At 37.7% G+C, this 11781-nt stretch carries 13 protein-coding genes and 1 tRNA gene; 10 read left to right on the top strand and 4 right to left on the bottom strand.

What is annotated here, in order from left to right; translation table 11 throughout:
- Window positions 1-57 precede the first annotated feature (57 nt).
- The 10 genes from V6C21_RS04405 to V6C21_RS04360 all read left to right on the top strand — a co-directional run bounded on the left by V6C21_RS04405 (window position 58) and on the right by V6C21_RS04360 (window position 10306).
- On the top strand, window positions 58-933 hold the full coding sequence (locus V6C21_RS04405) for a carbon-nitrogen hydrolase family protein (RefSeq protein WP_034837310.1): 876 nt from the start codon (window positions 58-60) through the stop codon (window positions 931-933).
- 305 nt (window positions 934-1238) lie between these two features.
- A complete protein-coding gene (locus tag V6C21_RS04400) occupies window positions 1239-2129 on the top strand; it encodes a DUF6602 domain-containing protein (RefSeq protein ID WP_045085546.1) in 891 nt (296 codons plus the stop codon).
- Complete coding sequence (locus V6C21_RS04395; protein ID WP_479268432.1) at window positions 2107-3102, top strand: RAMP superfamily CRISPR-associated protein; 996 nt, start codon at window positions 2107-2109, stop codon at window positions 3100-3102. The genes V6C21_RS04400 and V6C21_RS04395 overlap by 23 nt, the downstream gene beginning before the upstream one ends.
- Complete coding sequence (gene cas10, locus V6C21_RS04390; RefSeq protein WP_479268431.1) at window positions 3099-4817, top strand: type III-B CRISPR-associated protein Cas10/Cmr2; 1719 nt, start codon at window positions 3099-3101, stop codon at window positions 4815-4817. Before V6C21_RS04395 ends, cas10 begins: the two co-directional genes overlap by 4 nt.
- Window positions 4802-5968, top strand: coding sequence for a type III-B CRISPR module-associated Cmr3 family protein (locus V6C21_RS04385; protein WP_479268430.1), 1167 nt, complete (start codon window positions 4802-4804; stop codon window positions 5966-5968). The genes cas10 and V6C21_RS04385 overlap by 16 nt, the downstream gene beginning before the upstream one ends.
- Before the next feature lie 17 nt (window positions 5969-5985).
- Complete coding sequence (cmr4, locus tag V6C21_RS04380; RefSeq protein ID WP_479268429.1) at window positions 5986-6903, top strand: type III-B CRISPR module RAMP protein Cmr4; 918 nt, start codon at window positions 5986-5988, stop codon at window positions 6901-6903.
- On the top strand, window positions 6896-7267 hold the full coding sequence (gene cmr5 / locus V6C21_RS04375; protein WP_479268428.1) for a type III-B CRISPR module-associated protein Cmr5: 372 nt from the start codon (window positions 6896-6898) through the stop codon (window positions 7265-7267). Before cmr4 ends, cmr5 begins: the two co-directional genes overlap by 8 nt.
- Window positions 7245-8111, top strand: coding sequence for a type III-B CRISPR module RAMP protein Cmr6 (gene cmr6 / locus V6C21_RS04370; RefSeq protein WP_479268427.1), 867 nt, complete (start codon window positions 7245-7247; stop codon window positions 8109-8111). Before cmr5 ends, cmr6 begins: the two co-directional genes overlap by 23 nt.
- Before the next feature lie 294 nt (window positions 8112-8405).
- A complete protein-coding gene (locus V6C21_RS04365; protein WP_479268426.1) occupies window positions 8406-9098 on the top strand; it encodes an ABC transporter ATP-binding protein in 693 nt (230 codons plus the stop codon).
- Window positions 9095-10306, top strand: a complete 1212-nt coding sequence (locus tag V6C21_RS04360; protein ID WP_479268425.1) for an ABC transporter permease — start codon at window positions 9095-9097, stop codon at window positions 10304-10306. Before V6C21_RS04365 ends, V6C21_RS04360 begins: the two co-directional genes overlap by 4 nt.
- 171 nt (window positions 10307-10477) lie before the next feature.
- Here the strand turns inward: V6C21_RS04360 and V6C21_RS04355 are convergent.
- The 4 genes from V6C21_RS04355 to rplU all read right to left on the bottom strand — a co-directional run bounded on the left by V6C21_RS04355 (window position 10478) and on the right by rplU (window position 11610).
- Window positions 10478-10564: transfer RNA gene (locus V6C21_RS04355), tRNA-Leu, on the bottom strand.
- Window positions 10565-10687: 123 nt separating this feature from the next.
- Window positions 10688-10966 carry a 50S ribosomal protein L27 gene (gene rpmA, locus V6C21_RS04350; RefSeq protein ID WP_034837281.1) on the bottom strand — a complete coding sequence of 93 codons (279 nt, stop codon included), beginning with the start codon at window positions 10964-10966 and terminating at the stop codon, window positions 10688-10690.
- A 3-nt stretch (window positions 10967-10969) separates the two neighbouring features.
- Window positions 10970-11296, bottom strand: coding sequence for a ribosomal-processing cysteine protease Prp (locus tag V6C21_RS04345; RefSeq protein WP_479268424.1), 327 nt, complete (start codon window positions 11294-11296; stop codon window positions 10970-10972).
- A 2-nt stretch (window positions 11297-11298) separates the two neighbouring features.
- Window positions 11299-11610 carry a 50S ribosomal protein L21 gene (gene rplU / locus V6C21_RS04340; protein WP_034837488.1) on the bottom strand — a complete coding sequence of 104 codons (312 nt, stop codon included), beginning with the start codon at window positions 11608-11610 and terminating at the stop codon, window positions 11299-11301.
- Between the last annotated feature and the right edge of the window lie 171 nt (window positions 11611-11781).

Genomic DNA, 11781 nt, shown 5'->3' with positions numbered 1-11781 from the left:
ATTAACCAAATGCGGATTTAAGCAAAATGCCAGAAAAATTTTTTCGAAGGTGGCTTTATGTATTTAAAAATTGCACTGCTTCAGTTATTGCCAATGGAAACTATTAAAGATAATCTGCAAAAAGGAATTGAGGCCTGCAGAGAAGCGAAAAAACGCGAAGCAGATATTGCACTGTTCCCTGAGATGTGGAATGATGGATATGATATACCTGAGGACCTTAATGAATTAAAAAGAAAATCCATATCGGTGGAAAGCGATTTTGTAAAGCAGTTCCAAAGCCTTGCGCGGGAACTAAAAATGGCTATCGGCGTTACATTTCTGGAGTCATTTAATCCGCTTCCGAAAAACACAGTTTGTATATTCGATATGTATGGGAATTTGGTTCTGAATTACGCAAAAGTACATACCTGTGAATTTGGTGATGAAGCAAGGCTCAGCAAAGGTGAAGATTTTTATGTAGCGGACCTTGAGACCGGTAAAGGAATCATCAAAGTAGGAGCAATGATCTGCTATGATAGGGAGATGCCAGAAAGTGCAAGGATCTTAATGCTTAAAGGTGCTGAATTGGTTCTTGTACCAAATGCATGTCCAATGGAGATTAACCGATTGTCACAGTTAAGAGCGAGAGCCTATGAGAATATGATGGCTATTGCAACTTGCAACTACCCCGCTGGAAAACCTGACTGCAACGGCCATTCTACCCTTTTTGATGGAGTTGCATATCTGCCCGACCGCCCGGGGTCAAGAGATATGTGTATTCTTGAAGCCGGCGAAGAAGAAGGAATATATATTGCAGAACTTGACGTTGATATGCTCAGGAAATACCGAGAAACAGAGGTTCACGGAAATGCGTATCGGCGCCCGAGCAAATATAAAATGCTCATTGACGAAGATGTAAAGTATCCTTTCATACGAAGTGACACGAGCAGGTAAATGTAAAAATTGGATTGAAGATAAGGGAAATGCCGCCTAAAAGCGGCATTTTTTATTGCAGTTTTCTAATGTTACAGGGTCTTTGCGTAAGTTTTTTGCTAATGTAGGCAATAATTTTTAAGTATTTTGTCAATATTTTAAATATTTGGTTGAAATGATGTTTCATTCGAGCTATAATTTAAAATAATAGGAATTTTATACAAATCAAGCAAAATGAAGCTAGTTAGATTTGTTTAATAAGCCGAAGCAAATAAAACGCGGTATTTCTTTTAATCCAATATATAACAAAAGGAAAGTGTATCGATATGTCAAAAAAAGCGTCAAAAAGTGAAAAAGTTAGAAAAGCGATAATCGAGAATTATAAAAAAGCTGAAAAGTCGTTTGTGTCACAGCTAAATTTTACTGTACCAAACCACCCACCAACTATCGGAGGATTTCGCGAAGAAATATGGAAGCAACTATTTGAACAAATTGTTCCAAAAAAATATGTAATTGAGCAGTCAGTATTCTTGATTGATTCGAATGAAAATGTTTCAAATGAAGTAGACCTTGCAATTTTTGATGAAATGTATACACCATATATTTTCCGAAAAGGTCGTATCAAATTCATACCGATTGAAGCTGTAGCGGCCGTAGTGCAATGCAAAAGCCAAAATGTGGAAATAGATGAAGACATTAAGAACATCAAAAAATGGTGCGATAGCATTAATAACTTGAATACGTCTGGTGATTCTATAACGAGATTGGCACAATTAATGAGTGTCGGACCTGCTAAATATCAAACAGGAACTCGACCAATAAAGATTTTATGCTCACTCCAAAAGCCGAGTAAAAAGCTTACGAAGAGTTTCGACATTTATATCATTGCTAATAAAAAACCACCAAGAATAAAAATCAAGATACCACATGAAGACGATTGGAATTTAGCAAACTGGCATGGCCAGTTAAATATGTGCGGGAATTCAAAAACAGAATTAAAATATCCAGAAGTAATGTATTCCAGAAAACTTTCTGATTACCAAGTAATTGATGAAAAGGGTCAGCTTGTTTCACTTTTAACATTGAATTTACAGCTCAATCAGCTTTTAATGCTCATAAATAATCCTATGTTTTTCCCGCATAAAGCTTATGCAGATATGTTCAATAGAAAAGGTAACGGAAAAGAGGATAAAAATGATGACGGAAATACCAATTAAAACACTTAAAGTGATCAGTCCAATGTTCAGTCACGGAAACAACGATAAACTTGAACCAAGGCCAACAGAACTAAAAGGACTTTTGCGCAATACATATCGGATTGCCAATCCGTATTTTGATAGCAAAACACTGTATCAGCATGAAGTGGAACGGTTCGGAGGACAACTAAAAGAAAACGGAGAAGAACTTGCAAAGCCCTCCCCATTAAGAATACAAATATTAGATTTGGATAGTAATAAAGAGAGTTGGTATGAGGAAAAATTTCTCTTATTTCATAAGAAAAGTCCCAAAAGATTATGCTATAAATTTGGAAAAGTATTTAATGTTAAATTTGAAACAACATACTCTTATTTGAAGCAATGGTATGAGGATTTGATCAATCTTGCGCTGCTTATCGGCGGGATTGGCAAACGTACACGTCGCGGCCGCGGCTGCATGACAACCGACGAACTGAGCAAAATTTCATATGAAGATTTGCCGGAGTATACTGTAAAACTTTTAAACAATGTGTGTGAAAAGAAGGCTTATGTTGTAAACGGCGAAAGAGACATCATCCTGCAAAATCCATCAGATAACGACAAACCAGACAATGATAGACCCTACATTAAAAAAATACATTTTGGCAGTCCACTACTGAAAAAAACAAAAGACTGTGTAAAAGAATACTTGAAAAAAGTAGATTTCGCTTCACACAATACAAAATTAGATTTCCGTAATTCATATGTATTAGGCGATGTAGATAACGGTTTTCATTTTGCTTCTTCCGTTATTGTAAGCCTTGCAGAAGTTAATGAAGGAATTGTTCCGGTGTATACTTTTCTGAACTTCGTGCCTTCAAAAAAATTCGAAAACAAACCCAAAAATCAAAAAAATGGTTACAATCCAACAAAGAAACAGGATAATGAAAAAACGAAATGGGATAATATTCAAGATGCTTTCGTTGATAAAATCGAGAAAGGCGATGAAAAATGAAACAATATCTTCTTTCATTTACAATAGGCCCTGTCCAATCATTTATCGGGAATTCTCGTAAAATGCGGGATTTATACGCAGGGAGTTTTTTATTATCGTATTTAATAATACATACTTGCAACGCAGTCGATGCCCTGAAAACTGATATAGAGATTAAACGGCTTCTTCCTGTTTATAAAGAAAATGAAACACCGAATGTTCCAAACCGAATCTTGTTAAGAGTTACATTCTCAGATGAACAGTGTTTAAAAGGTGAAAATTTTATCTGCGGCCGTTTAGACGGACTTGCTAAATTTATGGAAAAAGAAGTTCGGTCCGAATTTAAGGAAATCTATGAGTCTGTCTTTGAGAAATGTGAAATTAAACCTAATAAAAGTATCATAGCTCAGCTTAAAGATTTTCCGGAAGTATATTGGGCTTATCAGGAATGCAATAACGTAAGCAAAGACGACATTGAAAAAATCACCTCAAAATTGCAAGCTGCTAAAACTATAAGACCTTTTTCTCAGACTACTGAACCTGCAGGCAGAAAATGCTCTCTTTTCCCCGAATACAACGCCATATTTGTCAAGTATAAAGATGATAAAAAGACGCAGCCAGAATTTTTATCTGAAGTAATAGAATTCGCCAACGAAGATAAATGGTTTTACGCATTGAAGCCCGGGGAAGGACTAAGCGCCCTTGCATTCATCAAACGTATGCTTTATTGCATTGCAGATAAAAAATTTCAGAAATATAAGTATAATACCAATATAATTTCTGTTGCATATATGCTCTTAAAGAATAGATTTGAAAATGATTCAGTTGGGGAAAATTTATTTAAGGACCTATCCGCAGAAGCGGCAGAAGCAGTATTTGACCGCCAAAACGGATTTGATTTATCTAAGAATACAGGAGAGTATACTTCTAAAGACGTAGATATAGCTAATGAGCTCATTAAATATTTAAATGGAGAAAAAATATCATCTTACTATGCCGTAGTCAAATTCGACGGCGATAACATTGGCAGTACTTACAGCAATTGTTCGGAAGAGTATCAAAGACAATTAAGTGAGGAAATCGGAGAGTTTGCAACTAAGGTTCCTGATATCATAAAAGAATATAAAGGCGAATGCATTTATGCCGGAGGGGAGGATTTTTTAGGCTTCTTTCCGGTAAGTAAAGCTATTCGTGCACTTATGGCATTACGTGAGAAATTTCAAGAAATGGTTCATAATCCGATAACTTCAGAAAAATTAACATTTAGCGCAGGGATTGTGTATGCACATCTCATGCCTCCGCTTAAAAATGTGCTCAATTTGGCAGATGAAATGGAGCGGCTGGCAAAAAAGGATAAAAACTCATATGCCATAACTGTATATAAGCGCTCTGGAAAAGAAACAATTGTATGCAATCCATTCGGCAAAAGCTGTGCAAGTTTGGATGCCATACAGAAAATATATGAATCAGTCAGTTCAGGCACTCTCTCAGTATCCAGCATTTATTCGCTTCTTTCTGTGCTGCAAGAGCTTGTGGACGGCGGACAAGCTTTTCAAGAAGAAATGCTAAAGCCTCTTGTTGTTTCGAGCATCTGCCCTCCGGAAGGTAAAGAAGATATTATAACTGATATTTTAAATTTATTTGAGCAATGCAATCATGATTTAGAAAATTTCACTTCTGCTCTGAAAATTGCCGCGTTCTTAGGAAAGGAGGAAGTTCCTTGTACTACCAAATAGATGCGATAGATTCGTGGTTCTTTAGAGATGCAGCACCATTCGATGCCGGCGGCGTGAACAACTACGCTGAAAGCATTTTCCCACCGTTTCCGTATGTTTATGCTGGTGCACTTAGAAACTGTGCAGTGCCGATTGAAAATCCAGACTGCAACAAGAATACTTTCTCCAGGCGATTAAGGATAGGATGGAATGGTGTTATTGCAGACAACCACATAATGTTTCCAATTCCCCTTGATCTATATATCGAAGAAAATGATGGTCGATTCATTGCCCATGAATTAGGCTTATCATCCGCGGCTGGGAGCAGTTTTCCTCTTACCTATTTTCTAAAATCACCGCAAAAAAATAAAAAACCACCTCATGTCAACGGTGGAGCCTATATAAACGAAAAAGTAATGAGAGATTACTTATATGCTGAAACATCAGATTTTTCGGTATGTCCATTGGGTGACTACATCATAAAAGAAAACCGTATTGGAAATGGTATCGATGACAACAAGAGAATGGCAGCCACTGGGAAGCTATATCAGCAAACTTTGATAATTCCATCTAATGAAGAACATCGATGCAGTCTGGCACTGGAAGCATCAGGCATTGAATCTCCGGAAAAATCGATTATACATATAGGCGGAGATGGGAAACTGGGTATTGTTACCCGCATAGAAAAAGAGCTTCCGATTCCTGATCCTCCTAATATCGACAGCAACTGTTTCAAACTGTATCTTGCCACGCCCGCTATCTTTGAAAAGGGTTGGCTACCCGGCTGGATTAATAGTGAAACTATGACAGGAACTTTCACCCATGATAAACACAGTGTTCGCGTGAAGCTTTTTAGCGCTGCTGTTGGAAGACCAGTTGCAGTAGGTGGATTCACTTGCAAGAAAAATGAAAAGTCATCAGAAAAGCTCCATGATGGAAAAGACTACAAGTTAAAACCAACGCCCAAAGAAATGCGCTATGCCGTACCGGCAGGTAGTGTGTACTACTTTAAGCTGCTGGATGGAAGCATGAAAGATGTAATACGCCTTTTCCATAAAAAATGCATAAGTGAATACCGCGAATCACTTGGGTTTGAACATTGGAAAATTAGCCGCCTGCGCTATTGCAGCCGCGGTTTCGGTTATTGTTTAGTCGGGGCGATAAGTACATAAGAGAGGAGAAATTCACGATGTATGATCAAAAGAAAGTTTTATTCCTAAAGGTGTTGACTCCGTTACACGCCGGAAGCGGAACTGATATTCGTTCGGTTGATCTCCCCATTCAGCGGGAAGTACATACAGGGTACCCCAAAATCGAGTCTTCAACTATAAAAGGTTGCTTGCGTGATACATTTGAATTCAATGATAAAAATAAAAATAATAATAACGACCATGAAATCATAAATGCAATATTTGGAGAAGAAGGAGCAAGCGAATTATCAGCAGTGGCAATTGCAATTACAGATGCCCGACTGCTGTTTTTCCCCGTTCGTTCTGCAAAAGGCATTTACGCTTTGATTACTTGTCCTATGGTTATAAAAAGATTTCAAAATGACATGGAATCTTTTGGTGTAAAGAATAAAATTTGCATACCATCAGACGCGCCCGCTTTGGCAAGTGAAAACAATATTCTTTCATTGGACAATAATGCCGGCAAGTATTCAATATTGTTAGATGAATTTCGATACGATATTGGAAAAAGTCCTGACTTTGAGCGGTGTTGCAATGATCTCAAGCATTATATCGGCCTGACGGAGGACATAGCTGAAAGAGCTGTTCTACTCCCCGACGACGATTTTAAAGACTTTGTTACACACGCGACATCTATTGTCACCAGAATAAAAATCGGTAACAATGGAGTTGTTGAGAATAAAGCCCTTTTTACTGAAGAATATCTGCCGGAGGAAAGCATCCTTTACAGTTTTATAATGATGTCAGATGCCAAATTAGATTCAAAACCGGATTCAAAAGAACCTAAATACAAGGCACCAGAACTTATGGGCTTCTTCTCTGATAAACTCCCACCTGTTTTTCAAATAGGCGCAGATGCAACGCTTGGTAAAGGTTTTGTCATGACCTATTTAAAAGGCGGTGATACAAATGACTAAAAACGTTGTAAACAAGCGGGCAGAGTTTGCGTTCAGAAAGGTTTCTGAGTTGCAAGATGAAACTCTTCAAAAATACCGCAGTCGCGTTCGCTCTCTTCCTGCCATGATTTTAAGCAATGGATTTGGACTTGCCATGGCGTTCATTTACTCAAAAAGTGATTATAGAATATTTTATAAACATATTAATGAATGGTTTAAAGAACAAAAAACACCGGGATTTGATGGTAACGATTTGATGGGTATTATTGCAGAGAGTGAGATTGATACATATCGGTTTCTTGAAGCTGAAACTCTTGCTCTGCTCGAATGGCTGAAACGCTTTGCTGAAGGGGCGATTCATAATGGGCAAGAATCAACAACGTAACAATCAAATTAACGGCCGAAAAGAAATTCTGCCCCAAGGAACCTCCGATCTTATATATCACTATAAAAATCAAATTGATAATCTATTTTTAAAGTTTTGCAGGTATGCATATTTAAGCAAAGGTAAGGTAACACCATATTTTCAAATTAAGCAATCTTATTCTCTAAAATATAGCAACAACGCAAATGATACAATAAAGAATTTGCTGAACGATTTAGATGGCAAGACGCAATATTTGCTGACAACGTTAAATATACAATATAGGAAGTTTACTATAGAGCAAGGTGACTCCCGCTGGGCAATCGGTATCGGTGGAGTGTCGCCATTTGGCAATTTATCAGTTTCAACTCTGCACCCTGTTTATGGGATACCTTACATCCCTGCCAGCACATTGAAAGGTCTTATGCGCCATTGTTGGATTGAAATAAATTGCAATGGCGATAATGACGCTGAGGAAGTGCTGCGGCTGTTCGGTTCGTCCGAGAACGAAACGCCTAAAGATGAATTAGAACATGAAAATAGAATGGGACAGCTTATTTTTTTCGACAGTTACCCAGACGCAAAATGTAACGGAACATTGTATAGAGATGTGATTACTCCACTTTATCCTCTTTACTATAATAATTTTGGAGGTAAACCGCCTACGGATGACCAGAAGCCAGTGCCTATCGAATTCATATGTATTGAAAATATGCAGTTCAATATTTACATCGGTTCATATGAACCGTTAAGTAATGATGAAAAATCAAAACTTGAAAATACACTGAGTTATGTATTTTCAGAACAAGGTATTGGGGCAAAAACTTCATTGGGATATGGACGAGGAAAGTTAAAACCTGTTTGACAATTGCTACTCTAAAGATATGAGATATTTATTCCTAATTTTAAGCATCATTACTACTCAGACTTAATAATGCCCTTCGGATAAATTCAGCCAGCCTTTTGCCACATCGGCAAAAGACTGGCTCTTATTTTTAGAGAGCGAGGCAGTTTTATCATGGGGTAAAAAGTTTGTATATTATCTCATATCTATGATATAATTTTTCATAATAATAACTTAATGTTCTATTTTTATTTATGTTTATACAAATGTAGCGCAGCAAGGAATTCGCAGATATTTGGGACAGAGGGATTAAAAATGTATTCAGTCGTTTTGGATTCTGTTTGCAAAAGTTATCCTAATGGCGCTGAACCGTTGGTGATTTTGGATAATGCGTCTTATCAGTTCGAAACCGGCAAGTTTTACAGTGTAGTCGGCCGGTCCGGGCTTGGAAAAACAACATTGGTCAGTATTATTGGTACCGTTGAAAAGGCTGACAGCGGCTCTGTTATCGTATGCGATAACAACCTTTCTGATGTGAATCAAAAACAGATAACAGAAATCAGGAGAAAGCATATTGGTTTTGTATTTCAGAATTTTTCACTTATCGAACGGTATAGCGTCCTTGACAACTTGGAAATCCCCTTATATTTTGCGGGAATTAAAAACTCCAGCCAACGCTTAAAAATGATTAAAGATGCAATAAATTCTGTAGGAATTCCCGAAAACAAACTGCAGAAGCCTGTTTCAACATTAAGCGGAGGAGAAAAACAGCGGATTGCCATTTGCCGCGCTTTGATTAATTCGCCATCGGTGATTATTGCCGATGAACCCACCGGAAATCTGGATGAAGAGAACGAACAAAAAATAATCCAAATTTTTATGGACATAAAACAGCAGAAAAACTGCACGATTATTATGGTTACGCATAATCTTAAAATCGCCAATAAAGCGGATGTAACTGTGACGCTTAAGAATGGCAAGATTGTCGAGGCGGATGAGACAAAATGAAATTCTATTTTAAAATGGCCGTTAAAAGCATTCTCTCAAACAGGAAAAAATTTATACATAATATTGCGGGCGTTTCAGTAGGTGTACTTCTTTTAGTTTTAGTTGCTTCCCTTTCAAGTTCTTTTAAAGATGTGCTATACTCTCAAATGAAAATATCAGATGATAAAGTAATGACTATTGCTGTTGGCAACAGAAAAAACACACTTACATATTGGTGTCTTCCTGTTTACGACAACTCTACGCTTGACATTGTAAACAGCGAAAAAAACATCGCTAAAAGCACCGGAATCAAAGATATAGATGTAACATCTGTATTTTATAAAGATTCCGAAGGAAAAAACAAAATAATTTTATCTTCGAAGATTGATTCTTCAAATCAAGTGTTTCTTGATTTGTATAGGGTTAAAATAAAGCAAGGTACTTTCTGCGCAAATAAAGATGAAGTGATTATTGGAGCCGATATTGCCAAAACGTATGGAATTAAATTTGGTGACTCTATTGACATAGAGTATTTGGGGAAAAAATATACGTTTAAAGTTTCTGGTATCCTCGACAAGATGAGGAGAATGGGATACTCTAACATCACGGATGTAATAAACAATATTATTCTAATAAGCGAAGAAAGCCCTATTGTTAAAGACAGCAAATACAGCGCAATACTTGCTGAGGTAACTGATGTAAATTTACTTGAGCAAGAATCAAAGCGGATTACCGATTTATTGAATACAAAATCTAATATGTCACAAGAATTGATCGACACAGGTCTTGACGCTATCGTAGTGAATAATCTCGCTATTTTAGAGATGATAAACGGGTATTTCAAATATGTAAATATGTTTATCATTTTGCTCTTCCTTATTACTTCACTCATTGTAGTACTGAATTTCTCAAATATAATGACTATTACAATAATGGGCTGGAAACGGGAAATCGGTATAATGAAAATAATCGGCGGCAGCAATTCACAGATTTCAAAGTTTTACTCGGTTGAATGCATGTTTACTGGTATTGTTGGCTCCGTTATCGGTTTAATTCTGGGCATATTGATTTATCTGTTGATAATATTTGCACTAAATTGGACGTTTAGGCTGTCTCTGATTGTTTGCTTATTTGCTTTACTCGTCGGTATTATAAGCCCAACACTCGCTGGCGTGCTCACTCAAAGAAAAATTAAGAAGCAGACAATCTCGGATATATTTAACGAGTAAGTTATAAAGGCACAGTGGTGAATATAGTATAAAAATAAAGGCGCGGTAAGAAACCGCGCCTTTTTAATAATTAAATGGACAAAGTTTGGACAAAATCTAATTTTCTTAATGAAAAGAACCACATGAAAAAGTAGAACCTTCATAACCTCTTCGGTTATGAAGGTTTGTTTATGGTGCCGGTGGCGAGGGTCGAACTCGCACGGTGTCGCCACCACGGGATTTTGAGTCCCGCACGTCTGCCAATTCCATCACACCGGCAAAACAACAATGAGTATTATACACTATAAAGCACTATAAATCAAGTGCTTTTACATCATATAAAGTAAAAGAGAATTTATTGCCCCGCTTTTATAAGCGGGACAATAAATATTCAGCTAATTACTACTCCGCATAAACACTTACACGCTTGCGGTCACGGCCGAAACGCTCGAACTTAACCCTGCCGTTGACTTTTGCAAAGAGTGTATCGTCACTGCCGCGGCCAACATTAACACCCGGATGAATGTGTGTTCCACGCTGGCGTACAAGTATATTGCCTGCGAGAACGTACTGGCCGTCGGCACGCTTTACGCCAAGACGCTTTGACTCACTGTCACGTCCGTTCTTTGTAGAACCGACACCTTTTTTATGGGCGAAATGCTGCATTGATATAATAAGCATATATTACACCTCCGTATCGTAAACACTTATAGTCCCCTTGTACTGCTTTGACAGCAGCAACAAATGCAGGCGCAATCCAGCGATAACAGACATTGCACTTTCTGTTTTTTCACCGCTGTTACAATCAAGCTTCAATGATATCGTACCATTAACATTCTTTACTGCGGCGTCGGCTCCGATTATTTCGGTGACTGTATTCGCCGCCATTTGAACTGCCGACGATACACTGGCACAAACAATATCATATCCTCTTTCAGCATACCCTGCATGGCCCGATATGCTGAATCCGCAGTAATTATCATCAACCTTGAAAAACTGCGCCTTAATCACAATTAAGCCTCAATTTTTTCAATCTGGACCTTAGTGTATGGCTGCCTATGTCCTTTTTTCCTGCGGTAATTCTTCTTGGCCTTGTATTTGAAAACAATGACCTTTTTGCCTTTACCGTTCTTGAGGATCTTTGCTGTTACTTTCGCGCCATCAACATAAGGCGTTCCGGCAACAAAACCATCATCCTTGCCTACGGCGACAACTTTATCGAAAGATACTGATTCGCCCTCATCAAGGCCGAGTTTTTCAATAAAAACTGTGTCGCCCTCCTGCACACGGTACTGCTTACCGCCTGTTTCGATTATTGCATACATTACTAAAGGCACCTGCCTTATTACAATCTCGCTGCACGGGGCGATGCAAAACTGCATACTTTAAAGCCCATAGCACGCGGCATATTAAATTCTACCACAAGATAATTCAAATGTCAATCTAAAGAAATGCGATTTTTGCTTTTATTTAATAAAACAGTTCTTATGTAAGGC

Source organism: [Clostridium] cellulosi, assembly GCF_036762875.1.
GTDB lineage: Bacteria > Bacillota > Clostridia > Oscillospirales > Ethanoligenentaceae > Ruminiclostridium_D > Ruminiclostridium_D cellulosi.
The sequence above is the reverse complement of the archived record's forward strand: the minus strand, read 5'-3'. Positions and strand labels throughout refer to the sequence as shown.